A 25,772-nucleotide genomic window follows, 5' to 3' on the forward strand; every position below is an offset into this window, starting at 1 on the left:
GGGGGGACTGGATGATAAATATATTAGTGGCGGATGATGATCCTTTTATTCGTGAGCTGGTCAGACTGGCACTGCGTTCAGATGGTTATAGCATCTTGGAGTCGGGAGAATGGCACAGACGCGATTACCAAAATTCACTCCGAACGGCTGGAACTTGCGATTGTAGACATTATGATGCCTGGCAAGGATGGACTTGAAGTGTGCAGGGAGATCAAACGGCATCTTGATATCCCTGTTCTTATGTTGACAGCCAAAGCTGCGAATATCGACAAGGTGACTGGATTTCAAGCTGGAACGGATGATTATGTCGTAAAACCATTTGATCCAAAAGAACTGAGTTATCGTGTGAAGGCGCTGCTTCGGCGATATCGATTCGACCAAGGCTATTCTTTTCAAATTGGCGAGCTGTACTTGAATGCCGAGAGGCATGTATGTGTGGGAGATCAGGTCGTACCATTGCCGCCTAAAGAGTTTGAGCTTTTGTATCGGCTCGCTTCGGAGCCGAACCGAACCTTGACCCGTGATCAGATCATCATGCGCGTATGGGGCGTCGATTTTGAAGGAGATGAACGGACTGTAGATGTGCATGTAAAGCGACTTAGGGAGAAGTTCTCTAAACTAACAGACAGCTTTGAAATTGTGACAGTTAGGGGGTTCGGATATAGGTTGGAGGTTAAGCATGTTTAAGACGCTCTATGTTCGAATTGTATTCTATTATTTTTCTGCTGTCCTTATAGGAGTTGTAGTCGCTTGGGCTTCAGCGCTTTTTGTTTTTCAGGATTCTAAAAATAAATATACGGAAAGTGAGCTTCGGGAGAAAGGTGAAAATATCGTTAAGCTGTACAATCAAACTAATCCTGAGGATAAGCAGTTGTTTTTGGAGAAGGCTGCACAGCTCTCGTCCGTTAGGTTGAAGATCGTTGCTCCGGATTCGCAAGAAGAGCAGTTCATTAACTGGTCTGCGGAGGACAGTTTCTGCGATTGTGATCTATCGATCATTGTCCCATGGGTATTAAATGGGGATGTCTATCACATGGAGCTTGCTCAATCATCCTCCGTAGATGCCTACGGATCGTCAGTCTTAACGGAAATTGCACTTATACTGGCCATTGTCCTTTTAGTGGGAGGATCGATTATTTTGCTGTTTGCCAGACATTTGGTTAGCCCGATTCAGAAGGTTACGATAGCGGCCAAACAGCTTGCAACAGGCGATTTTAATGTGAAGCTACCCGAGGATCGTCGGGACGAAATGGGCTCGTTATCTACAGCCATTAATCAAATGGCTGTGGAATTAGGGCAACTGGACCGAGAGCGGCAGGAGTTTGTTGCTAACGTATCTCATGAATTCCAGTCTCCGCTTACTTTAATTAAAGGCTTTTCTACCATGCTGCTTGAGGGAACACTTAATGAATCGGAGCGTGTACGATCCATTGAGATCATGATGCAGGAGAGCGATCGCTTATCGAAGCTGAGCGAGCATTTGCTTCGGTTAGCGACAATAGACTCAGAGAAGTATGTGTCTTCCAAAGTGTACTTTGATCTTGCTGAACAAATTAGGCGCACGGTTCTCACTTTTGAGCCTTTATGGTCGGCTAGGCAGTTGGACGTAGAGATGCGAGCATCCCGAACGATGGTTCATGCGGATGAAGAGCTTCTGAACCAAGTATGGATCAATTTGATGTCGAATGCGATTAAGTTTGCGCCTATAGGCGGGAAGATCGCAATCGATTTGTATGCTGAAGAAGAGCAAGTGAAGGTCGGATTTTTTGATAATGGGATTTCAATCGCATCTGAGGATCGCGAGCGAATATTTCATAGATTTTTCAAGGCGGATCGAGCCAGAGACCGCTCTATAGAAGGCAACGGATTAGGTCTATCCATTGTGAAGAAAATCGTTGATATCCATGAGGGAAGCGTTCAAGTACAATCGGATAGCGGGGACGGAAAAACGTTTATTGTCATCATCCCCAAAAGCGCTGAGGCCAGGGGAGCGTTAGTTAAATCGTAATAGTTCACACAACATAAATCTTGACACAGCAGCCCGCTTCCTGTATAAATACATTTAAGCATGAAACTGGATATCAAACATTAGTGAATGGGACAGTAATCTTGGACAGATAGTCGCAGCGAGCCGGGTCAGTGGAAGCCGGTACGGATGTCTTAGATGAAGCGGGCCCAGGAAATGGTTTGCCGAACCGAGCAAGCAGAAGTAGGCAAATCCGGTCATGGACCGTTACGAAAACGAGGGGTCAAGTCCGGAAACAGGCTTGGCACTTAGAGTGGTACCACGGGATCTTCACGGCTCTCGTCTCTTATTATAGAGACGGGGGCCTTTTTTTATTTTCGAGGAAGGGGAGGATGCAGGGATGATTCACGAACAATTGATAGCAGCCATTGAAGAAATGACGGAAAGTATGTTATTGGAGGGTAAGCTTGCTCGGCCAGAGAAGCTCGTCATTGCTCTCGAGCATCCTGTTAATTTGGAGCATGGTGATTACAGCAGCAACATAGCGATGCAGCTAGCCAAGTTATTAAAGCGAGCACCCGCTCAGATTGCTGGCGAGTTCCAGCAAAAGCTGCAATCCCATCCACTCCTTTCTCATTCGATTGCACAAATCGAGGTTGCCTCGCCAGGTTTCCTGAATTTTTATGTGGATTGGTCGTGGTGGGCAGCAGCCTCTGAGCAGACTTCAACTTCAAAAACAGCATTGAGAAATAAGGTGCTAGTAGAGCATACATCGATCAACCCAAACAAATCGGCTCATATTGGACATTTGCGCAACTCCTGCATAGGCGACACATTAGCTAGAATGCTGACAAAAACAGGCTGCCAAGTTGAGGTGCACAACTATATCGATGATCTTGGCAATCAGCTGGCGGATACGGTGGTTGGTGTTTTACAAACAACGACGAAGCAGCCTTACGAGCGTTTCGGGGATTTTTGCTGGGAGACGTATTCTAAAATAAATAAAGCATATAAGGAAAATCCAGATCTGCTCGAGCAGCGTACGAGTGTACTAACCCAGCTGGAGGAAGGCCATTCGAATGTTGCATGGATGGGGCTGCTCATTGCTGAACGTATTGTACGGGAGCATGTAGAGGAAATGAAGCAATTTGGCATTTCCTATGACGTTTTGGTGTGGGAGAGCAGCATCGTAAGAGAGGGGTTTTGGGAGCGAGCTTTCGAGCTGCTGCAAAAAACAAGCATTTTCCGCAAGGAAACCGAAGGGAAGCTGGCAGGCTGCTGGGTGCTTAAGCATCAGGAGCATGAGGCAGATGAAACTAATGAGTATCAGACGGATAAGGTGCTTGTGCGCTCCAACGGGATTTTAACGTATACAGCGAAGGATATTGCCTATCATCTTTGGAAGTTTGGTTTGTTGGATAAAGATTTCCGTTACAAAAGGTTTTCAGACCGTCTATGGTCAACCCATGCAAGCGGAGCGAAGAAAAAAATCGGTCACGCTGATATGGTGATCAATGTCATTGATCAGAGACAGGAATACCCGCAGGCGATGGTTAAGCAGGCGTTGCTGGCCCTTGGCTACGAGCAGCAAGCTGAGCAATTGCGACATGTTAGCTACGGTGTTGTTTCATTAAGCGCGAATACAGCAAAAGGGTTAGGCATCGATACATCAGAGGGCAAGCATGCTTATGCCATGAGTGGAAGACAGGGAATTGGCATAAAAATTGCAGATTTCTTAGTTCAAATGGAGCAAATCATCGACGGCAAGCGTTCCCGCAAAGCTGGCATTACGAGCCATGCGATAGCTGCTGCTTCCATTCGCTACTATTTATTGCGCTTCCAGCTTCAGACGGAGATTGTCTTTGATATTGACCAAGCGACAGAGGTTTCAGGAAATACCGGCGTTTATATGTTGTATTCCTATGCCCGCTCCTGCAGTATCTTGCAGAAGGCAGGGGAGGGTGGTCGCAGCTTAGGCTGGGAGCTGGCGTTAGGCGAGCTAGAGCCTGCCGAGCACCAGCTGCTTCGTCAGCTGGCTTACTGGCCGGAGACGCTGCAAGCAGCCGTCAAGGAGCTCTCGCCAAGCCTGCTTTGCAGCTATGTTTATGATCTCTCTGCTTTATTTAACCATTTTTATGCGGTTTGTCCGATATTGAAAGCAGAGGGGCAGGTCAAGACCAAACGTATCTGGCTTACGGAGCGCTATAAGCAGGCTATGCAGGAAGCTCTTGAGATTTTGGGTTTGCCCACCCCGAGCCGAATGTAGCCGTATGTTCCATTCATGCAATTCGATTGCCTGTCATATAGTTTAACGCAGAGGTACAGGCAGCTGAGGATAGCGACGAATGGAAGGCGGGTGCTTAGCTTGGAGCATGCAGCTCAAGTTGATGAGTTCATACCAGATGTAACGATAGATTTTGCTGTACAAGGGATGAGTTGTTCCGCTTGTGCGGCGAGAATTGAGAAGGCTGTTGGCAAAATGGACGGTGTCCAGATGGCAGCAGTCAGCTTCCCGCTTCGAACGGCATGGGTACAATTTAAGTCAGAGCAGCTTGGACCCGAGCAAATAGCTGATCGAGTCAAACAGCTAGGCTTTGTTGCACTGCTGAATGAAACAGCCAAGGAAGGGCTGGAACAAGAGCATAAGACGCTGAAAGTCAGGCTTATTATGTCGGCTGTTCTTACGCTGCCGCTTCTAACGGGAATGCTGCAGCATATTCCCCTTTTAGAGCCGTTGCTGGCAAGCTTGCCATTATGGCTGACGATGCCTTGGCTGCAGCTTGTTTTGGCAACGGTTATCCAGTTCGTCATCGGCATGCCCTTTTATTTCGGCGCTTACCATGCGGTACGTGAGCGAAGCGCAAACATGGATGTGTTGGTTGTCATTGGTACAACAGCAGCTTACCTCTATAGTCACTATGTTGTATTTCTTAATGGATGGTTGCAGCCTTTGTCAGCCTTTGCCACGCATGCGGCCCCATTATATTTTGAAACGTCAGCGGTTGTCATTACGGCCGTACTGCTCGGGAAATTTATAGAAGCTTCAGCCTCGATCCGCGCACAGCAAGGGACTGAGGGTTATGGCAAGCTGCAAACCCAGACGGCATGTGTGGAACGCGGAGGCAAGCTTATACAAATTCAAACAGAGTTTGTACGAGCAGGCGATATTGTTGTCTGTCAAGCCGGTGAGATCGTGGCCGTTGACGGCATTGTATGCGGCGGTCAGTCTGCAGCGGATGAGTCACTGCTCACTGGCGAAAGCCTGCCGATTGCTAAGCGTGAGGGAGATTCGGTGTGGGCAGGAACACATAATATAAGTTCAGACTTGAGAATCCGCACGAAGGCTGCGGGACATGATACGATGCTGAATCGGATTCAAGAGCTGGTACGGCAAGCACAGCGTTCGAAATCCAATATTCAACGCAATGTTGACGCAGCGGCAAGCTGGTTTGTGCCGATGATGCTTGCTTTTGCGCTTGCTACGGTTCTAATGTGGGGGTTATTTCTAGATCCAGGCAATTGGGGCCAGGCTTTCATTTGTGCAATTGCTGTGCTGTTAGCCGCTTGTCCCTGCGCGCTTGGCTTAGCGGCGCCGATCTCTCTAGTGCTTGCATCCGGCAAGCTAGCCAAGTACGGAATAATTGCCAAGGAAGCGGGAGCGCTTGAAAGAATGGCAAAAATTCAAACGATTATTTTCGATAAAACGGGTACTTTAACCGAAGGCAAGCCTCATGTCAGCACTGTACTGGCAATAAAGAGAAGCAGAGCTTCTTTGCTCCGATTAGCGGCTGCTGCTGAAGCAGAAGCCGTTCACCCGCTTTCTATTGCGATTGTTCATGAAGCTGGCAAGCAAGGCTTAGTTATTCCAAAGGTAAGTGATTTTTTGTTTACACCTGGAGGCGGAGTAGAAGCTGTCATTGAAGACCAGCAATTTGCCATTGGCAATGCCAAATTTGCTTCGGATCGGGGCTGGGCGATGAACACCGAGGTGTCAAGCTTTGCAGAGCAGCGTCAGGAGAGTGGGGAAACGCTGCTTTATGCTGCCGTAGAAGGACAGTGCATAGGCGTTATTGCATTAAGCGATAAAGTGAAGGCTAACGCGAGAGAAACGATTAGAGAACTCAAAGCGTTAGGTGTCGCTTCGCTGCTTGCTACCGGTGACCATGAAGCGCCTGCTCGAGCTGTAGCTAAAGCGACAGGCATCACTAATTTATATTCTTCAATGCTGCCCGAGAGCAAGGTTGCGTTAGTGGAGCTGCTGAAGCGTCAAGGCAAGCGTGTCGCCATGGCAGGCGATGGCTGGAATGATGCGCCTGCATTAGCGGCCGCCGATGTGGGGCTTGCAATGGGGGAGGGGGCTGACGCAGCACTAAGCGCAGGTCATATGACGCTATTGTTCTCACGGCTGCAGGCAATACCAGAAGCGATTAAAATTAGCCGCTTAACGATTCGAAATGTGCGTCAAAACCTAACCTTTGCATTCCTATATAATGTGCTCATTATCCCCTTTGCCGCGTTTGGTCTGCTTGAGCCTTGGATGGCTGGGACCGCGATGGCGCTTAGCTCCGTATCGGTCGTTGCTAATGCGCTTAGGCTGAGCGGCCAGCTGAGACGACGAGCTGGAGCTGGACAATGACTATTACATGGCAGCAAATCGGGTTTATTATTTTAACCGGATTGTTCAGCGCACCGCATTGTATTGGCATGTGCGGAGGCATCGTATCGGCAGTGTCCTTGAACTCCTCCGCATCGGTAACGAAATCAATGCTCCTTTATAATGCAGGTCGAATATTATCTTATACCTTGCTGGGAAGTGTGATGGGTGCTGTTGGCTCCTTCGTCGATGTAGCAGGCAGACTCGCAGGGGTACAGGGCTTAGCTTCTATTATAGGCGGCTGCTTCTTGCTGCTCTGGCTGTGGAGGAGATTTCAGCTGCCATTCATGCATCGATTATCGGCCTTTCTCCATAAGCGCTTGGCTGGGGGAGTACAGCGGTCAGAAAGTCAAGAAACTAGACATTTGCTCGCTACGGGAATTTCGTTCGGTTTTTTGCCCTGCGGCCTGACCTATGCGATGCAAATGACGGCAGCCTCCACGGGATCATGGCTCGAAGGGGCGGCCGTCATGGCCTTATTCGGTTTATCAACCTTTCCTGCGTTAGCGGCGGCTGCATCTATCGCAGCATTCGCAAACAAAAAGTGGCGTCGGTTTATGAGGAAAGCGAGTGTAGCAACGGCTTTAGCTGTTGGAATCATCTCGATATTGCGAGGACTGGCCGCTAACGGCTTTATTCCTTCTATTAATCCGTGGCTGTGGTAAGAAAGCAATGCTGCTAATGAATCGCTTGCAGCACTCTAACGAGGGTGTAGCTATGCTCTGCTTTTTCCAGCGTTATTGTTGCTTTCCATTTGCCTGCCATCAAAGGTATTCCTTCACCAGAATACTTTCCTGGCAGAACTTCAGTCATTTGAAATTCATAATCTCCACAAACCATATTCAGCATTTCAAGCTTGACGGAAAGAATTGCACCCTGCAAGGGAGCACCCGTTAGATCTGTAAGGCCAACCTCGAAGTGGTTTTCTTGAAGCACCTTGGCAGGGTAGGCATCTATCTCCCAAACAGCTTGACCAAGCTCAAATGTATGTTCTGTAATTGGGGGAGCAGCTTTAGCTCCTGAACGGAGCCAAATAAATGTCAAGCTGGCAAGCAGCGCTAGCACAACAAATATGAGTATATATTTGATGAAGGGAGCATGTGCTTTTGGCTCAGACGTCATTTTTAATAAAAACCTCCTTCGCCTTAATCCGAATATCGCTCATTACGTTACCTATGCGGTGAATGCTGTGAGCAGAACTGGTACCCTTCATTTCATATAGCTAGGTCAGTATTGGACAAATTTTATGGGTCAATGTTATATTTACTACTGATAATCTCATAGATTGAAGTGAACAGGTGCAGGAGCTAAGCGATGAGGATGAATGTCCACATAGATGGTCTTAGCTTACGCTTAATAGGGAAGCTCGGTGAAAATCCGGCACGGACCCGCCACTGTAAGGCACAGCAGCTATGCAATAGCAGCGCTGCAGCTGCCGAGTCAGAAAATCTGCCTGTTTATGTAACGCTTAAACCTACGTGGACTTGGGGAAAGTGTTGGAGAAGCTATTCGCTTAAGCTAACGGCTAAGCAGCGTATAACAGCATTTCTGACACCTTTGTCAGAGATGCTTTTTGTTGTTCATACGAAAAAAATTATGGGAGTGTAGTAAAAGATGATTGGAAAAAACAGTAATAGGATGAAGCTGTTATTCGCTTTGCTATTGTCGATGCTGGTTATGATTACAGCTGCATGCGGTGATGTCAAGGATACCGAGAACAAGCCAACAAATACAGCAAATCAATCTGGGCAAACAACGACGCATGAGCCTTCGCCAGAAGGGAGTGCCACTGTTTATCCCTTTACGATAAAGGATGATACAGGAGAAGAAATCACCTTTACGGAAGTGCCAACTAAGATCGTCACGCTTGCAGCTAGTGAAACAGAAGCCATTTATGCTATAGGCTCTGGCGGGCAGATTGTTGGAGTTGATGAATGGAGCAATTATCCAGAGGAGGTTGCGTCTAAGCCAAAGGTAGGCGATATCACGACTAATATTGAAGCGGTACTCGCCCTTGAGCCCGATCTTGTACTCGCATCATCGTCAATGAATACAGAAGCGATTGCGAAGCTTCGCGAGCTGAACATCAACGTTTATGCAACAGATCCGCTCACCTACGATGCAGTCATTGCCAAAATCGAAAATTTAGGCCATATTATGAATAAACCATCCGAGGCAGCTGCAATTGCTGAGCATATGAGCCTAGTAAAGCAGCAGGTAACTGAAGCGGTTAAGGATGCCGAGAAGAAGAAGGTATACTTAGAGTTCGATGCTGGCTGGACTGTAGGCTCCGGCACATTTCTTGATGAGCTTATTACGCTCGCTGGCGGCAGCAACATTTCCGGTTCGCTCCCAGGCTGGTACGAGATTAGCGCTGAGGATATCGTCAAGAAAAACCCAGAGTTTATTATATATCCTGCATTGAAGGAGGAGCCGAATCCTATCGTTGTGAGCATTGAAAGCCGCCCAGGCTGGAATGTCATCGATGCAGTGAAGAACAAGCATATGCATGCAGTGACCGAGGATCCGCTCGTACGCGTAGGACCGCGTCTTGCTGATGGTTTGCTGGAGCTTGCTAAAGTTATTCACCCGGATCTCGTAAAATAATAAAATGACATATAAATTGGTTTGGTATGGAGGAGCAGCTATGCTCCTTCTTGCTGTTTCTATCGTTGTCAGCCTTTCGATAGGATCAGCCGGCATCTCAGTAAGGGACGTATGGGGAATCATGCTGCATCAACTGCCTTGGCTGTCTGATCAGCCAGTTCCTTATTCGTCCGCAGAAATTGCAATCGTAACGCAGGTACGGCTCTCGCGCGTATTGCTTGCTGTCCTTGTTGGGGCATGCCTTGCACTAGCTGGTACTGGCTTTCAAGGAGTGCTTCGCAATCCGCTTGCTGATCCCTATACATTAGGGGTTGCCTCGGGCTGCTCAGTCGGCGCTGCATTTATTATTTTGTTCGGCTTGCAGACAGCGCTTGGCATGTGGACGATACCGCTCGTTGCATTCGGAACAGGAACAGTTACGTTGTTAGGCGTTTTCTGGCTGTCACGAAACAACGGGGTCATGCAGATTGAAACATTGATTTTGTCAGGAGTCATTTTACAAGCGTTTTTAGGCGCCTTTGTATCCTTCATGGTATCGATGTCGGAGGGCGTTGTGAACCAAATTTTGTTTTGGCTAATGGGTTCGCTAGCTATGCGCAGCTGGAGCAATGTTTATATGCTGCTTCCGCTTCTAGCACTAGGTCTGCCGATCTTGCTCTTATATGGTCAATCTCTAAATTTATTCGTGCTTGGCGAGCGGCATGCAGCCCATCTGGGCATACGCGTGGAACGCACAAAGCTAATTGTACTAATCAGCTCAACGCTATTAACAGCAGCTGCCGTATCCGTATCCGGTGTTATAGGGTTCGTCGGTTTAGTTGTTCCGCATGTCATCCGATTGCTCGTTGGACCAGATTATCGATTAATTACACCATTAGCCGCAATCGGAGGCGGGATTTTTGTCTTGTGGGCAGATACGCTGGCGCGAATGGCACTGACTCCTAAGGAAATTCCGCTTGGCGTCGTTACTGCACTCATTGGCGCGCCGTTTTTTGCTTATTTGCTGCATAGACGGAAGCAAAAGCAAGGAGGAGCACTATGATTGAGGTGCGCGATATTGTACATAGAGTACAAGGAAGACCTGTACTGAATGGTCTTTCCTGTACCTTCCAGCAAGGATGCATGTATGGTGTTATAGGTCCAAATGGTGTTGGGAAGTCAACGCTTCTGCACTTATTGTCTGGGGTTGATCAGCCAAGCCGCGGAGAGGTACGGCTGGATGGCGTTAGTATGGCTTCTTACCCGCGCAAGCAGCTAGCTAAGAAAATGGCTGTTCTTCAGCAAAGCGGCTTGCCCCCTGTTGGTTTTTCCGTCCGCGAGGTCGTCAGCATGGGGAGATCCCCATTCCAGAGCTGGCTCGGTACTGATTCGGAGGATGGAGAGACGATCATTAATGCTGCTTTAAGGGCAATGGGGCTTCAAGAGCTGGAGCATCGCAAAATGGATCAGTTAAGCGGAGGCGAGCGGCAGCGTGTAGCACTCGCTAAGCTGATGGCACAGGAGCCCTCGATTATTTTGCTCGATGAACCGACGACTTATTTGGATATTGGCTATCAAGTTCAGCTTCTGGATACTGTGCGGGCTTGGCAGCGCGAGCGGAAGCTGACTGTCATCGCGGTGCTTCATGATTTGAATTTGGCTTCGCTATATTGCGATGAGCTCGTTGTGCTTCATCAAGGAAAAGTCGCAGCAGTAGGCACTCCTCATGCTGTATTAACGACTGAGCTAATCGATCAGGTTTACGAAGCAAAAACAGCAATCATCTCGCATCCACTAACGGGAGCTCCGCAAATTATGCTGCAGCCGAAGGTCATATACTAATTTTCCAATTAGAATAAAAGGAGTTTTTAAAAATGATCAGCAATTTGGACACGAAGCTGGCGGAAACAATTGAAAGAATCAAACCGTTCGATGAAGAGACAGCTGCTTTAGCGATGAAGTATTCCGATGGATTAACGAAGCCGCCCGGAAGTCTAGGAAAGCTGGAATCCATTTCTATTCAGCTAGCTGGAATCTCAGGGCAATTATGGCCGGATTTATCGCGTAAAGCAGTCATTGTCATGGCAGGGGACCATGGGGTATGCGAGGAAGGGGTCAGCGCATTTCCACAGGCGGTTACTCCTCAGATGGTTATGAATTTTTTGAATGGCGGTGCGGCAGTGAACGTGCTGGCTAGACAAGCAGGCGCTGAGGTCGTATGCGTTGATATTGGCGTAAATGCGGATTTAGAGCATGAGCTGCTAATTAGCCGCAAGGTAGTCCGAGGAACTGCGAACATGGCGAAGCAGCCCGCGATGACTCGCGAGGAGACTCTGCAAGCGATATTAGTAGGCATTGAAGTAGTAAATGAGCAAGTGCAGCGCGGCTGTCAATTGTTTGCCACGGGTGAAATGGGCATTGGCAACACGACAGCAAGCGCCGCTCTAACAACGGTATTAACCGGACTCGCACCTGAAGAGTCGGTGGGCCGGGGCACTGGCATTAACGATGCAAGCTGGCTGAATAAGGTAGCTGTTGTGAAGCGTGCGATTGCAATAAATAACCCTGATGCGAATGATGCTATTGATGTGCTTGCTAAATTAGGCGGAGCGGAAATTGCTGGTCTGGTCGGTGTCATTATCGGTGCTGCTGCGAGCGGTTGCCCTGTAGTTATCGACGGTTACATATCGTCAGCAGCTGCACTAGTCGCATCACGAATTGCGCCGCAAACGCTGCCTTATATGATCGCTTCACATCTCTCTCAGGAGCAGGGACATTTGAAGCTGCTGGAATCCATTGGCCTGCTGCCTATCATGCAGCTTGAAATGAGGCTGGGTGAAGGCACCGGAGCTGTATTATGTTTTCATTTCATTGACGCTGCGCTCCATCTCATGCAAGAGATGGCAACGTTTGAGAGCGCAGGCGTATCTAAGGATTAGGTGAGCGTCCATGGCAGTACTTGTAACCGGCGGAACGCGCAGCGGCAAGAGCAGCTTCGCAGAGCAATACGCGATGCGAGTCGCGGCAAGTGGCATTTATATTGCTACCTGTCAGCCGTATGATGAAGAAATGAGCAAGCGAATTGGGAAGCACCAGTCGGATCGAGATGATTCAGGCTTCAGCTGGGAGACGATCGAGGATGCGTATGCTGCAGCGGACGTACTTCGACAATTAGAAAAGAAATTTTTTGTGGAAGCGCAGCAGGGCAAGGAGTCGCCAGTCGTGCTGCTCGATTGTTTAACGTTATGGTTGACGAATTGGCTAATGCAAATAGAGCAGCAATCGCTGACAGACGATCGTCTGGAAATAGAAATAATGAAGCTGCTGGAAGCTATACATAGCTATCCTTATCCGCTGATTATCGTCACAAACGAAGTTGGTGACGGTATTGTACCCGCTTATGCGCTGGGCCGATTGTTCCGCGATGAGGCGGGACGTCTGAATCAGCGGGTTGCTGCGATTTGCGAGCGTGTTTTTCTCGTGACGGCAGGTATACCGATAGAGCTGAAGTCGCAAGCTTTTAGGTGGGATCAATTATGATTCTTTACTCGTTGAAGGAGCTGCTGCTGCTTGCAGCAGCAGCGATAGTGATAGATTGGATCATAGGCGATCCGAAATGGCCAACCCATCCCGTCATTCGGATCGGACGGCTGATTCGCTGGCTGGAGCGTCTTCTTGCACCAGAGCGGTTTGCTGCGAAGCCCAAAGTGGTTAAACAGTTGGGCGTTGCTTTGACTGCTATAACGCTGCTCATCAGCTTCGGTTCTACCTGGGGTATTGTTTTAACAGCAGATGCTTTGCATCCTTGGCTTGGCTATGCGGTGAGCGCTTGGCTTATTTCGACAACACTAGCAGTGAAGGGCTTGAAGGATGCAGCCGTGCTCGTCTATCGTCCCCTGGTCATGGGAAGGCTGGACGAGGCTAGAAAGTATGTAGGGTATATTGTTGGCCGAGACACCGCCGAGCTTGATGAGCGAGAGGCATCGCGTGCGACCATTGAGACGGTTGCGGAGAACACGGTTGATGCTCTTGTATCTCCTTTGTTGTTTGCGCTTATTGGAGGAGCACCGCTGGCTATGCTTTACCGTGCAACAAATACACTTGATTCCATGGTAGGCTATCGAAATGAGAAATATGTGCATTTTGGCTGGTGCTCGGCACGGACGGACGATTGGCTAAATTACATCCCAGCAAGGCTAACTGGCGTAATGCTTACGATTTCTGCACTTTTTTTTCCGAAAATGAATGCAAGGCAGGCTGGACGGGCGATAGCTGTCTTCGCACATCTTCATCCAAGCCCTAATAGCGGGATTCCTGAGTCAGCGGTTGCGGGCGCGCTTGGCATCGAGCTGGGCGGGAGAAATGTTTATTTTGGTGTTCCTAGTGAGCGTGCAAGAATGGGCTGGCCGCTGCGCGAATTGCAGCCACAGGACATTATGCAAACGGTCCGTTTATTGTATAGTGTCAGCGTCATTTTGTTTATAGGAGTGATAGCCGTATGGTTCGTCGCGAGGTAAAGCTGCAATTCCAAGCGGTTATCGCAGCTTTTCAATTTTTAACACGTTTCCCTATTCCGATTGCCGTTCCTTTTCAAGGATCTGTCCTGAAGCGAAGTGTAGTGTATTTCCCGCTTGCTGGAGCACTCATAGGTGTAAGTCTCACAGCCTTCGCCTGGTTGCTCACTCTATTTATTCCACCGTGGCCAAGCGCAGTTCTAGTGCTCGCCATATGGACCGCATTAAGCGGTGGACTGCATCTAGATGGATGGATGGACACCGCAGACGGCGTGCTCAGTCACCGTTCCCGCGAGCGTATGCTCGAAATTATGAAGGATAGCCGGGTGGGCGCGATGGGGGTGCTTGCTGCTGTCCTGCTGCTGCTGCTCAAAGCCTCATTAATGGTTGAGTTGCTAGAGGGAAATCATTTGAAATTATACTGGCCGCTGCTCTTGATTGGTCCGATATGGAGCAGAGCTTGGATGAGTGCTGCGATAGCCTTTTGGCCGAGCGCAAGGCAAGGTGAAGGAATTGGTGTATTATTTAATGAGGTTAAAGGTTTACATGCTGCGGCCTCAATGGCTGTGGCTGCACTTTGCTCGGGCTTTGTTTTTTGGATCGCTGATATGGGAGCTGCGATTTCTTTAATGTGGTTAATCGTTATTTTATTGCTCACCATCGGCAGCGGCGGACTTCTTGCTGCTTGGTTAAGCCATAAGCTTGGCGGTTTAACCGGCGATACCTATGGTGCTTTGAATGAAGCTGTGGAAGCGGTTCTGCTGCTGGCAGCTATCATTTGGATACATGCTCAGATATAGAGGAGTTGAGTTTTGAAAATGCTGGAAAGATACGGTCACGGTGGTGATCTGCGAACCGCTGAGGAAGCCTTCGGCATACCCGCCCAACAATTTGTTGATTTTAGCTCTAATATGAATCCGCTTGGTCCGCCATCAGGTGTGAAAAAAGCGTTGCATGCCTATGCGGATATGATAGATCAGTATCCTGACCCAGCCGTTCGCGGTTTGCGAAGCAAGCTGGCGCAGCGGCACAATATCGATGAGCAGTCGATTGTTGTTGGCAATGGAGCAGCAGAGCTGATTGATTTAATTGTTCGTGCTTTGCAGCCGGAATTAACGACACTCGCCATCCCTTGCTTCGATGAGTACGGTGATGCAGTTCGAAAAATAGGCGGCGCAGTATACGAAATCAAGCTTGCCGCAGAAAATCATTTTGAATGGATCATAAACGCTGAGGACGTGTGCGCTGCGGCTGCAGCGGGCTCTTTATTTATACTTGGCTCGCCAAACAATCCGACAGGCCAGCTTGTTGATCCAAGCCACATTCGATCCTTGCTTAGCATGGGCGCGTATGTCGTTGTTGATGAGGCGTTTATGGATTTTGTCCCCGATGAGTCGAGGCTCAGCCTGATTCAAGAAGCGACGCAGCATGAGAGATTGTTCGTTATTCGTTCGATGACCAAATTTTATTCTATCCCTGGTATTCGGCTGGGCTATATCGTCGGAATGCCAAGATCGTTAAGTGTGTTGAGACGTCTTCAGGTTCCCTGGAGTGTAAATTCTTTGGCGCAGCTCATAGGAGAATCGGTGCTGGAGGACTCTGAATTCGAAGAACGGTCGATACGCTGGCTGCAGCAGGAAAGGCCGTGGCTGACCGCACAGCTTGAGGATATCGGCTTTGTGGTAAACCCAAGTGCTGCTAATTATTTGCTCCTTCGTATTCCGAAGTCAGCTGGACTTAGCGCCAGCATGCTTCAGCTTGAGATGGGCAAGCGAGGGGTGCTTATCCGTGATGCTTCCCGGTTTTCCGGTCTGGATCATACCTATATTCGTGTAGCGATTAAGCTTCGCGAGCAAAATGTACAGCTAGTGGCGGCATTTAAGCAATGCTTGCAGCCTAATGAGACCCACGGCGTTAAATGATTGGAACATTAATAAGTCAGAGGAGGGGGATTCGTGACTCAGCCCTTTCGATCGGGAGACCAATATGATTCAACCATTTGGAGCGGTGTTACATTGCTGCTGAAGGAGGATCGCATTGAAGCGAGCACTCCAGAGCAATTGTATGCCCTTAGCAGTGCCATTCATCCAGGCGGCTTCTCCTATACGAATCGAATTGTAAATTGGAGAGTACCGCTGACGTATCAGTGTGATGATCCGGTTCGTGATATAATTGAGCATTGCAAAGAGTGGGGCTGCGATGCCAAAGATACGATTGGTCTGATTACTGCGGCGAAGCTGACGCATGCAGCTGTAGCAGAGGTTGAGGGAGATCGGTTTAAGCTGCTATGCTGCACGACTGTCGGGACTCGGAATGCAGCTAGAGCAGGCTTGCCGCGCAGTACCTTTCCCGCATACACCGCTGGAACGATCAATACGATTATTTTAATTGATGGACAAATGACAGAAGCTGCTATGGTTAACGCGATCATAACGGCAACGGAAGCAAAAACTGCGGCACTGCAGCAGTTAGGCATTATAGAGCAAGCGAACGGACAAGCAGCAACCGGAACGACAACAGACGCTATCGTAATTGGCGTTAGCCAGGCGGCAAGCTGGAATGCGCTGCACGCCTATGCTGGCGTAGCGACGACGATCGGCTGTGCCATTGGCGAAGCTGTTTATGATACGGTGCTTGAGGCAACTCGTACTCAGCATGAGGACTGATCTATTTATAATGGAGGTGTTCTCCCTTGATTCGAATTGATGGATATACGAAAAACAAAGAATGGTGGACGGACCTGACTTTCGAGGATCTCGAATCGGAAAAGCTCGATTGGTATTGGGTTGATTTTTTTAACCCTACTGAGGAAGAATGCAAGCATCTTGAAACTTTTTTTCACTTTCATCCGTTAGCCATTGAGGATTGCTATCAATTGCTGCAGCGGCCTAAGCTGGATCATTACGAGGATGTTCATTTTATGGTGCTGCATGAGGTGGAGTGGAAGACGTTAACTATCAATGAAATTAATATGTTTATCGGACCCCATTTTCTAGTGACCTTTCATTATGCCTCATCTCCTGAAATCAATGATGCCCGAAGCAAGCTGATGTCTAGCACAAAAATAGGCGAGACTGGCCAAATTTATGCGGCGTATCTCATTATAGACAAGCTTGTGGATCAATATTTCCCTGCGGTTCATGAGCTTGAGGATCAGCTTCTGGATATGGAGGTTGGGAGCAATGATCAAAGCCAGACAGTCATGAGTGATATTTTCAACATTCGCTCGCGATTGCTTCGGCTTCGAAAAACGATTATGCCTATGCGGGATTTATTGTATCGACTGACGAATACAGATCGAATTCAAGGGCTAAAGCCATATTTGGCTTTTTATCATGATATTTATGATCATCTGATTAAACTTTCTGAGATGATAGATTCAAGCAGAGAGATGACGGCTGACCTTCGTGACAGCTATATTTCGTTCAATTCAAATCGGATGAATAACATTATGAAAACTCTTACCGTAATTACGACTATATTTATGCCGTTAACCTTTATGGCGGGCGTTTATGGAATGAATTTTCGCAATATGCCCGAGCTTGAATGGAGTTGGGGATATTTTGCAGTATTAATAGTCATGCTCATCATCGGGGTTTCTATGTATGCATGGTTTCGAAGAAAAGGATGGTTTAAATGAGGAATGTTAAGGGGAATAGCCCATCATGGAAATGAAAGAATCCACTCCAACGAGCAAAAAAAACTGGATTGCGATTGTAGGGATATTGGCGGCCATATTTATTGGTCTTGCTGTCATGCTTTATTTGATGATTATTGCGCTTGGCAACCGCTCGGCGGCGAATACGTTGAAGCTGGAGCAAACACTCCACTATACTTATTTTACTAAAGCCTCTTCAAACGGCATGAAGCTCCATGTGCTGGAGACGAAGCCTGCTTATGTAACTCTAGAAACGATTAATAATAACGTTACCTTGTCAGGGAAGGTTGGCATTAATGGTGGATTTTTTTATGGAAATCAGCTGCTCAGCATCGGCATGGTAAATAGTCTTCCGGTTAACAGGGATATTGGCAACTTTGGCATCGGGGATGAGAACGTAAAATATGCACGCGGGACGCTCGTTTGGGATGGGGCAGCGGATGAATTAAGCGTTCAGGTTGCCAGCAAAGCATCAGAGCTGAAGGTAAAGGACCATACTCGATTTTGGGCACAGGGAGGCATCAGCATGAGTCTTGGCAAGGACGAGGCTTGGGCTCAGCAGGCCAAAAAGGAAAATGCGCCTTTCTCAGAGGAAGAGCGACTTCGCTCAGCTGCGGTATATGACCTCTCGGGTACCTTGTATCTTATCGTAAGTGAGACAAAAGGTTCATTAGCTCTGTTTCGTGAGGCAATTGTTAATAGTATTGGTGACGGTAAGCTTGTTGATGGTATATTTCTTGATGGTGACGGCTCCTCACAGCTATTCAGCAAAGAGGCAGCCTTGCCTGGTGATAATCGGCCCGTAGTACAAATGCTGCGCATTGTAAAATAAGTAGGGGAAAAGTGAAGGGGAAATCTGCATGAATCCATTGCAATTGCCGATTGATGCGGTGTTGCCTGAGCTGCTGGCGTCTCTGGTCAGCGGTACAAATGCCGTATTGGTAGCTGAGCCGGGAGCGGGAAAGACGACGCGCGTACCGCTTGCGCTGCTCGATCAGCCATGGCTTGCCGGCAAAAAAATTATAATGCTGGAGCCGCGCAGACTTGCTGCACGCTCCGCTGCACAATTTATGGCGAAGTCACTAGGCGAGCGGACAGGTGAAACCGTTGGCTACCGTGTCCGATTGGATTCACGTGTGAGCTCGCGTACTCGCATTGAGGTCATTACGGAGGGGGTACTCACCCGAATGCTGCAAGAGGATCCAGCGCTTGAGCAGGTGGGAGCTATTTTGTTTGACGAGTTCCATGAGCGGCATTTGCACGGCGATCTTGGCTTAACGCTTTGTTTACAGTCGCAGCAGCTGCTGCGCGAGGATCTGCGCCTTGTCGTCATGTCGGCAACGCTTGCTTCGGGGCCGGTTGCCGAGCTGCTGGGCGATGCTCCGGTTATTCGCAGTGAAGGCAGAGTGTTTCCCGTAGCAACATATTACGCGAAAGCTAAGCACACAGGGCCGGTGGAGTCCCATATGGTACAAACAATTGCTGCGGCGCTGCGGGCGCATGAGGGCGATGTGCTTGCCTTCCTGCCGGGCGTTGCCGAGATACGGCGAACGGCGAGAGGTTTAGCGGAAGCAGCGCTTCCAGCAAATATTCGTATTGAGGAGCTGCATGGCGGCTTGCCGCTGGAGAAGCAGGATGCGGCTGTAGCTCCCTGCCGCTCTGGCGAGAGGAAAATTGTGCTAGCTACTTCAATAGCGGAGTCGAGCTTGACGGTTGAAGGCGTTATGATTGTCGTTGACTGCGGGTTAATGCGTATACCTCGTTTCTCTCCGAGAACTGGAATGACTCGGCTGGAGACAGTAGCCGTATCCGCTGCATCCGCAAATCAGCGGCGCGGCAGAGCAGGACGTTTAGCGCCGGGCTGCTGCTACAGGCTCTGGACAGAGTCTGAGCAGCACTTTTTGCCTGAGCAAAGCACTCCTGAAATTCTTGAAGCAGACCTAGCTTCTCTTACACTAGAACTGGCGGTATGGGGGATTCAAGATCCGCTGGAGCTTAGCTGGCTGACCCCGCCTCCAGCTGCAGCATATGAACAAGCGAGCGCATTACTACGGCAATTAAATGCGATCAATGTCGAAGGAAAGCCGACAGCCGAAGGGCTGCAAATGGCGAAGCTAGGACTGCACCCTCGTCTTGGCGCGATGATTCTAAAGGCATCCGAGCAAGGATCGCTGCAAGAGGCTTGCCATTTGGCTGCGCTGTTAACGGAAAGGGATCTGCTTCCACAGGAGAGAAATGTTGATATGCAGCTACGGCTGGATCTTTTCTATCAGCTAACTGGAAGAAACCATCAGGCTCATCAAAGTAATCAAAGCCGGCAGCTCGACATTCAAGCTGCATTTCGAATAAGTGCTCAAGCGGAGCAATGGGAACGATTGGTTGCGCAAGAGAGTAAAAGCCAATCACAAAGGAAAGAACCACTTCCGCTTGGTGTTCTTTTGGCTTATGCATATCCAGATCGGATTGCTCAAAGACGCAGCGACGGCCGGCATTTATTAGCAAATGGAAGAGGCGCAGTGCTGCCTGAGCTCCAGCCATTATCCAGATCAGCGTTTCTTGCAGCCTGTGAGCTTGATGATGCTGGAGCTGAGAGCCGAATACGGCTTGCCGCGGAGCTAAGCTTAGAAGAGTTAAACACCTATCTAGGCTCCTATCTCTCTACAGAAAACGTGGTAGAGTGGGAACCGTCTGCTCAAGCTGTGCGAGCGAGAAAACGAGTTCGATTAGGCAGCATTGTGCTGAAAGAATCTATACTACAACAGCCAGATGAAGAGCAAGTGGCTGCCGCCTTGCTGATGGCCATTAGACAAGCAGGCTTCACCATGCTTCCAATGAGCAGGCAGGCGCAGCAGATGAAGGCTCGCATGAAGCTGATGTCACTTGCCGGTGAGGATTGGCCTAATGCCTCTGACGAAGCTCTGCTGAACACGCTCGAAGATTGGCTCGAGCCGCATATTTATGGAATGCGAAGCCGCTCGGATCTACAGAAGCTGCCGATGGTGCAACTGCTGGAAGGAAGACTCAGCTGGAAGCAGAAGCAGGAGCTGGACGAGCAGGTGCCAACACATATCGTTGTTCCAAGCGGTTCACGCATACCAGTAGACTATAGTGACCCGGAGTCGCCAGTGCTTGCTGTTCGATTGCAGGAGCTGTTTGGCATGAAGGATACGCCTAGACTAGCGAGAGGCAAGCTTCCCGTAACTTTGCATTTATTGTCGCCTTCACAGCGTCCTGTTCAAGTAACGCGGGATCTCAGAAGCTTTTGGGAGAATGCCTATTTCGAGGTGAAGAAGGATTTAAAGGGTAGATACCCGAAGCATTCCTGGCCGGATGATCCTTATGCGGCAATGCCAACGAATCGGACGAAGCCCAGACAAGGTTGATTTTTTGAAACGCGCCACCGCCATAAGGATGGCGACAGCCGTTTCACCTTGAAATATAGGAAAGTATATCATTTCGCTATACTTTCTCTATATTTCTCCGGAATGAAACGCGCCACCGCCATAAGGATGGCGACAGCCGTTTCACCTTGAAATATAGGAAAGTATATCATTTCGCTATACTTTCTCTATATTTCTCCGGAATGAAACGCGCCACCGCCATAGGGACGGCGACAGCCGTTTCACCTTGATCCGCACCATACATGTTCTAACTAAATGTAGAGAGGGTGTGCTTTAATATTACTACATTATATCTATTAATTATTTATGTTCTTCTTATTAATGTCTATACGTTTGCGATCATGGGTTTAGATAAATCGAGAGCCAAAAAGCATCGTCAGCGTATATCCGAAAACAGATTATTTACCCTTAGCGCCATCGGCGGAGCTGGAGGGACATGGCTTGCGATGAAGGCATGGCGTCATAAGACGAAGCACCGCTCCTTTACCGTCGGCATTCCCTTTTTGTTTGGTTTAAATTTGCTGCTGCTAATTGGCGCATTGTGGCTTATTGGAATAACTGCAAACTCTTAATTGCTTTGAGAAGCTGTCCTATGTTATATTGGGGCTTCTCTTTTTTTTTCTAGCACATCAAAACTTAGGAGGTAACTGACTTGACAGTTCAAAGTGCCTATCAAGAGGAGCAGGATCGGTTAACGGAAGCATTGCATGACATTATGAGACAGCTGCAAGAGATCGGCCCACGCTATAAGGGCGATGATTTTACGGAGCAAATGCTCGATCTACAGCAAGAGGAACGGCGACTAAGGCTTGAAATATCTAAGCGTGAGCCTTATTTTGGCCGTATTGATTTTCAAGAGCTGCCCGCAGAAGGGCAGAAACCATTATATATTGGCAAAGCAGGCGTAGCCAAGCAAGACAGCAACGAGCTTCTCGTTATTGACTGGCGTGCGCCGGCAGCAAGCGTATTTTATTCCTTTACTGGCGGCGATGCGCCTGCTTCCTATGAATCGCCTGATGGGGAAATCGAAGGCTACGTTCATTTAAAACGGAATTTCGTGATTCGTCAGGGCGAGATCGTTCGCTTGGTGGATAGCTATGTGCGAGGCCAGGAGGAAGGCAACGTTACCGACGAATTTCTGTTATATCGTCTAGGCGAGAACAAGGACAACAAGCTGCGGGACATCGTATCGACGATTCAAGGCGAGCAGGATAGAATTATTCGTGCGGATCGAAATAAAGCTTTGTTTATACAGGGAGTAGCAGGCAGCGGTAAAACAACGGTTGCGCTGCATCGCCTTGCTTTCTTGCTCTATCAGTACGCTGACCGCATGCGGGCGGAGCGCATGATTATTTTTGCGCCAAACCGAATGTTTCTCGACTACATATCCGGCGTATTGCCCGAGCTTGGCGTTGGTGATATTCAACAGACAACTTTCAGCGACTGGTCGCTTGAGCTGCTGGAAAAAACGATAATGATAACTGATCCAGCAGATACGATGGCGTATTGGTTTGAGGAGCGTAGGACGGCAGATGAAATCGAGCATGCGTCAGGCCGGTTTAAAGGGAATTTAGCGTTTAAAGCTCTCGTTGATGAACGAATGGTTGATTTTGAACAAAGAATCATGCCAACGACTCCATTTATTCCAATCGATGGCCTTGAGCTGTCGCCAGCGCAAATGCGCGAATGGTATGACACCGATTACGGTGAGGAAACCTTGATGAAGAAGCGCGATCGATTAGTGAGCCGTATTCGCCGCTGGTTTGAGTCTGAGCTGAAAATGAAGGGTATCGCGGATAAGAAGGTGCGTGCGAAGGCGCTCACAAGATTTAATAGCTATACGAAGAAAATTCCAGCCTATACGTCTGTCCAGCTCTATGCCTCTTTATTCAGCGGGAAGCAGCTCGTAAGCAGCATACCTAAGCCTATTGCTGCTGCAACAGCTGCAAGATTGAAAAAAGGGTTGGCTGCTGCTGAGGATTTGGCGCCGCTTGCTTATATCCAGCTTCAATTATTCGGGTTGCCGAAGCAGGCGTTTGATCACATTGTCATCGATGAGGCGCAGGACTATTCCCCATTCCAGCTTGAAGTGCTTCGACTATGTCAGCGAACAGCTTCAATGACGGTGCTGGGAGATTTGCAGCAAGGAATTCATGCCTATGCAGGGGTACGAAGCTGGGAAGAGCTCACGGCATTGTTCGAGCAAGAGCAAATAGGCTTCTACGAGCTAAACCGAAGCTATCGGTCAACGATGGAAATTATCGAATTTGCCAACAAAATATTAGGAAGCATGACAGGCGGCGTTAAGCCGGCAGTCCCTGTATTCCGCAGTGGCGATGAAGTATTTACTGAAAGCGTAGCTCAGCAAAGCTGGCTCTCCTCTATCGAAGCAACAGTTCGCGAATGGCAAGCAAAAGGCGAATATGAAACCATTTCTGTAATTGGTCGGACAGCGCTTGAATGTGATGAAATTTATGAGCATCTGGTTGCACAAGGGTTGGATGCTTCGCTTGTCCAAAGCAAGCAGCCTGCGTATGGCGGCGGGTTGTCAGTCGTTCCAGTCTATTTATCTAAAGGTCTTGAATTTGATGCTGTGCTCGTTGCTGACTGCGGTGAGGATGCTTATACAGCGCTTGATGCGAAGCTGCTATATGTCGGCTGTACGCGTGCACTTCATAAGCTAAAGCTTTTCTACAGAGGCAATCTTACAACGCTGTTAGCCGATAAGGATGAATAGCGTTATAATAGAGAGCAGTAAAGCAGAACCGTGGTTATTTATAGTGTGAATAGTTATAAGCTGGTTTAGATGTTTCCTGTCACTAGCTCTTGGACCGCTGCGGCTATCGCGGCGGTCATTGCTGTTTATGAGATGATAAATAAAGCAATCATGTGAACAACGAATCGAGTTGCGGCTTGTGAGCGTATTATATGTTTAGAAGGAGTGTGGTGGCTTTGCGGCCTGACATCGATACGGATGAGCAATTGCAAGCAGCTTTGCAGGAAATTGCGGCTTGGGAACGTGACCAAAAGGATATATGGTTTTGGGAGAAGCTTGGGCGCTTGCCATTCATGCTGCTCGACAAAGTAACGCCAAAGTTTATTCAGGAGAAGCTTGGACAAGCGGTTGACGAGATTGGCGGTTATATTCAAAATGGCGGCAAATATCTCATCTCGGAGCGCTCGGTCATCGAGCGATTACAACGGAATGCATATGGGGATGAAGAACTGACAATCGAGCGTATCGCTAACCTGCCGTTAGCTGTGATGAATGTTAGTGCTGAGCAATTGTCGTCAAGCCGCTCGAAGCTAGCGACGCTGCAGGGAGCGACTACAGGCATTGGCGGTATTTTTACGCTTGCTGTTGATATACCGGCGATTTTGGGGCTGTCTCTCAAAATCATTCAGGAAATCGCGATTTGTTATGGCTTTGATCCAGCGCATAAGGAAGAACGTGTATTTGCGGTTAAGGTCATGCAATTCGCCTCTTCGGATATCGTAGGGAAGCAGGCGATTCTTGAGGAGCTAAGCTCTTATGACCAATTGAGGAAAAGCAATCAAATGATGTCTCAGCTGCAGGGCTGGCGCGAGGTTGTAATGGTGTATCGTGACAATTTTGGTTGGAAAAAGCTATTTCAAATGATTCCGGTTGCGGGCATGCTGTTCGGAGCCTTTATTAATCGAGGCATGTTGAACGATGTAGCAGAAGCAGCCACCATGCTATATAGAAAGCGAAGAGTGATATTAAAGCTTGCGGAGAATGAGGCGAATCATAATGGCAACGACAACGATTGAAAAAATAGCAGAGCAAGCAGCCGCATTCTTAGGCGAAGCTTATTTTGAGCTGGGGAAAAGCGAAGAAGAGGCTAAACTTCGAATAGAAGAAGTAATGCTGCAAATTGAGCAGACAGGCAGTTATACGCACACCTACGATGAGCTGAAGCACGGTGCTAAGATGGCATGGCGAAATAATAATCGCTGTATCGGACGGTTGTTTTGGAATACGCTCGAAGTGTTCGATGCACGTGACATTCAGGATGAGCACGACGCAGCAAGCCGTATATTCCAACATATGAGCTTTGCTACGAATAACGGTCGAATTCGGCCGGCAATAACGGTTTTTCCTGCTAATCATGCTCCTAATCGAATCAGAATATGGAATCATCAGCTCGTTCGTTATGCAGGCTATGACAAGGCAGAAGGGATAGTTGGCGATTCATCCTCCATCGCGTTCACTGCTGCATGTGAGAAGCTTGGCTGGACTAGCGAGGGAACAAGATTCGACGTGCTGCCGCTTGTCATTCAAAGGGACGGTGAGGCGCCGCAGTGGTTCTCGCTGCCGCAAGAAACTGTTCTTACCGTACCTTTGTCCCATCCTGAGAATGAGGATTTTGAGAAATTGAAGCTGCAATGGTATGCTGTGCCATTTATAGCGGATATGGAGCTCGAAATTGGAGGCATTATCTATCATGCAGCTCCGTTTAATGGATGGTATATGGGGACTGAGATTGGTGCTAGAAATCTGTCGGATACTGATCGCTATAACCAGCTTCCTACAGTCGCGAAGCTGTTTCAATTTGATACGACGACGAATACTTCTCTCTGGAAGGATCGTGCATTAATCGAGTTGAATATTGCCGTACTTCATTCATATAGGAAGCATGGCGTAAGCATTGTTGATCATCATACAGCAGCAGAGCAATTTCTTCGATTCGAGAAGCAGGAGCAAGGTCACGGCAGAACGGTGACAGGCCGCTGGTCATGGCTCATCCCGCCAATGTCGCCGGCAACGACCGGCATATGGCATCGCAGCCTTGATGATACTGAGCGCTCGCCTGCGTATCGCTATCAGCCTGCACCGTATTAAGGCAGTGATGTTGCTGAGCAAAGCGCTTCTTGGTGCAATTTAGAAGCTCTGTTCAGCTTGCGAAAGGCTTCCGGATAGGTTTTCCAGCTTTCTTCTGCACGAAGCGGGGAACATGCGTAAATACAAACC

The 25,772-nt window shown here is 48.5% G+C and carries 21 protein-coding genes, 1 pseudogene, 1 riboswitch and 1 other annotated feature; of the genes and pseudogenes, 21 read left to right on the forward strand and 1 reads right to left on the reverse strand.

What is annotated here, in order from left to right; genetic code table 11:
- Positions 1-11: 11 nt before the first annotated feature.
- The 5 genes and pseudogenes from MHI37_RS15280 (at position 12) to MHI37_RS15300 (ending at position 7,285) form a co-directional block, all read left to right on the forward strand.
- A pseudogene (locus MHI37_RS15280) lies at positions 12-687 on the forward strand (response regulator transcription factor).
- On the forward strand, positions 680-2,008 hold the full coding sequence (locus MHI37_RS15285; protein ID WP_076338608.1) for a HAMP domain-containing sensor histidine kinase: 1,329 nt from the start codon (positions 680-682) through the stop codon (positions 2,006-2,008). The pseudogene MHI37_RS15280 and the gene MHI37_RS15285 overlap by 8 nt, the downstream one beginning before the upstream one ends.
- A 74-nt stretch (positions 2,009-2,082) precedes the next feature.
- Positions 2,083-2,316, forward strand: a binding site (T-box leader).
- A gap of 50 nt (positions 2,317-2,366) precedes the next feature.
- Positions 2,367-4,232: an arginine--tRNA ligase gene (argS, locus tag MHI37_RS15290; RefSeq protein WP_076338609.1), complete on the forward strand. Its 1,866-nt coding sequence runs from the start codon at positions 2,367-2,369 to the stop codon at positions 4,230-4,232.
- Between the two features lie 99 nt (positions 4,233-4,331).
- On the forward strand, positions 4,332-6,602 hold the full coding sequence (locus MHI37_RS15295; protein ID WP_179090277.1) for a heavy metal translocating P-type ATPase: 2,271 nt from the start codon (positions 4,332-4,334) through the stop codon (positions 6,600-6,602).
- Entirely contained in the window at positions 6,599-7,285 is a 687-nt protein-coding gene (locus tag MHI37_RS15300; protein WP_076338610.1) for a sulfite exporter TauE/SafE family protein, read from the forward strand. The genes MHI37_RS15295 and MHI37_RS15300 overlap by 4 nt, the downstream gene beginning before the upstream one ends.
- A gap of 13 nt (positions 7,286-7,298) precedes the next feature.
- On the opposite strand, the gene MHI37_RS15305 is transcribed toward MHI37_RS15300, so the two are convergent.
- A complete protein-coding gene (locus MHI37_RS15305) occupies positions 7,299-7,742 on the reverse strand; it encodes a hypothetical protein (RefSeq protein ID WP_076338611.1) in 444 nt (147 codons plus the stop codon).
- Positions 7,743-7,937: 195 nt separating this feature from the next.
- Positions 7,938-8,092, forward strand: a riboswitch (cobalamin riboswitch).
- A gap of 142 nt (positions 8,093-8,234) precedes the next feature.
- On the opposite strand from MHI37_RS15305, the gene MHI37_RS15310 reads away from it, so the two are divergent.
- The 16 genes from MHI37_RS15310 (at position 8,235) to MHI37_RS15385 (ending at position 25,643) form a co-directional block, all read left to right on the forward strand.
- The gene (locus MHI37_RS15310) at positions 8,235-9,227 is read left to right on the forward strand and encodes an ABC transporter substrate-binding protein (RefSeq protein ID WP_076338612.1); all 993 of its coding nucleotides are present in this window, start codon (positions 8,235-8,237) and stop codon (positions 9,225-9,227) included.
- Between the two features lie 4 nt (positions 9,228-9,231).
- The gene (locus MHI37_RS15315) at positions 9,232-10,269 is read left to right on the forward strand and encodes an iron ABC transporter permease (protein ID WP_076338613.1); all 1,038 of its coding nucleotides are present in this window, start codon (positions 9,232-9,234) and stop codon (positions 10,267-10,269) included.
- On the forward strand, positions 10,266-11,048 hold the full coding sequence (locus MHI37_RS15320; RefSeq protein WP_076338614.1) for a heme ABC transporter ATP-binding protein: 783 nt from the start codon (positions 10,266-10,268) through the stop codon (positions 11,046-11,048). The genes MHI37_RS15315 and MHI37_RS15320 overlap by 4 nt, the downstream gene beginning before the upstream one ends.
- 32 nt (positions 11,049-11,080) lie before the next feature.
- Positions 11,081-12,145, forward strand: coding sequence for a nicotinate-nucleotide--dimethylbenzimidazole phosphoribosyltransferase (gene cobT, locus MHI37_RS15325; RefSeq protein ID WP_076338615.1), 1,065 nt, complete (start codon positions 11,081-11,083; stop codon positions 12,143-12,145).
- Between the two features lie 10 nt (positions 12,146-12,155).
- Positions 12,156-12,746, forward strand: coding sequence for a bifunctional adenosylcobinamide kinase/adenosylcobinamide-phosphate guanylyltransferase (gene cobU / locus MHI37_RS15330; RefSeq protein WP_076338616.1), 591 nt, complete (start codon positions 12,156-12,158; stop codon positions 12,744-12,746).
- A complete protein-coding gene (gene cbiB, locus MHI37_RS15335) occupies positions 12,743-13,723 on the forward strand; it encodes an adenosylcobinamide-phosphate synthase CbiB (protein WP_076338617.1) in 981 nt (326 codons plus the stop codon). The genes cobU and cbiB overlap by 4 nt, the downstream gene beginning before the upstream one ends.
- Positions 13,705-14,520 carry an adenosylcobinamide-GDP ribazoletransferase gene (gene cobS / locus MHI37_RS15340; protein ID WP_076338618.1) on the forward strand — a complete coding sequence of 272 codons (816 nt, stop codon included), beginning with the start codon at positions 13,705-13,707 and terminating at the stop codon, positions 14,518-14,520. Before cbiB ends, cobS begins: the two co-directional genes overlap by 19 nt.
- Before the next feature lie 18 nt (positions 14,521-14,538).
- On the forward strand, positions 14,539-15,642 hold the full coding sequence (gene cobD / locus MHI37_RS15345) for a threonine-phosphate decarboxylase CobD (RefSeq protein ID WP_076338619.1): 1,104 nt from the start codon (positions 14,539-14,541) through the stop codon (positions 15,640-15,642).
- A 33-nt stretch (positions 15,643-15,675) separates the two neighbouring features.
- Positions 15,676-16,386, forward strand: coding sequence for an adenosylcobinamide amidohydrolase (locus MHI37_RS15350; protein ID WP_076338620.1), 711 nt, complete (start codon positions 15,676-15,678; stop codon positions 16,384-16,386).
- Positions 16,387-16,412: 26 nt separating this feature from the next.
- On the forward strand, positions 16,413-17,360 hold the full coding sequence (corA, locus tag MHI37_RS15355) for a magnesium/cobalt transporter CorA (protein WP_076338621.1): 948 nt from the start codon (positions 16,413-16,415) through the stop codon (positions 17,358-17,360).
- A 25-nt stretch (positions 17,361-17,385) separates the two neighbouring features.
- Positions 17,386-18,210 (forward strand): hypothetical protein, encoded by an 825-nt coding sequence (locus MHI37_RS15360; protein ID WP_076338622.1) that lies wholly within the window; start codon positions 17,386-17,388, stop codon positions 18,208-18,210.
- A gap of 28 nt (positions 18,211-18,238) precedes the next feature.
- Positions 18,239-20,761, forward strand: coding sequence for an ATP-dependent helicase HrpB (hrpB, locus tag MHI37_RS15365; RefSeq protein WP_076338623.1), 2,523 nt, complete (start codon positions 18,239-18,241; stop codon positions 20,759-20,761).
- A 284-nt stretch (positions 20,762-21,045) separates the two neighbouring features.
- The gene (locus tag MHI37_RS15370; protein WP_076338624.1) at positions 21,046-21,351 is read left to right on the forward strand and encodes a DUF1294 domain-containing protein; all 306 of its coding nucleotides are present in this window, start codon (positions 21,046-21,048) and stop codon (positions 21,349-21,351) included.
- Positions 21,352-21,431: 80 nt separating this feature from the next.
- Positions 21,432-23,516, forward strand: a complete 2,085-nt coding sequence (locus tag MHI37_RS15375; protein ID WP_076338625.1) for a UvrD-helicase domain-containing protein — start codon at positions 21,432-21,434, stop codon at positions 23,514-23,516.
- A 191-nt stretch (positions 23,517-23,707) separates the two neighbouring features.
- On the forward strand, positions 23,708-24,571 hold the full coding sequence (locus MHI37_RS15380) for an EcsC family protein (RefSeq protein WP_144023754.1): 864 nt from the start codon (positions 23,708-23,710) through the stop codon (positions 24,569-24,571).
- Entirely contained in the window at positions 24,552-25,643 is a 1,092-nt protein-coding gene (locus MHI37_RS15385; protein ID WP_076338627.1) for a nitric oxide synthase oxygenase, read from the forward strand. Before MHI37_RS15380 ends, MHI37_RS15385 begins: the two co-directional genes overlap by 20 nt.
- Positions 25,644-25,772 lie beyond the last annotated feature (129 nt).

It is taken from the genome of Paenibacillus sp. FSL H8-0548, assembly GCF_038630985.1.
Lineage (GTDB): Bacteria > Bacillota > Bacilli > Paenibacillales > Paenibacillaceae > Pristimantibacillus.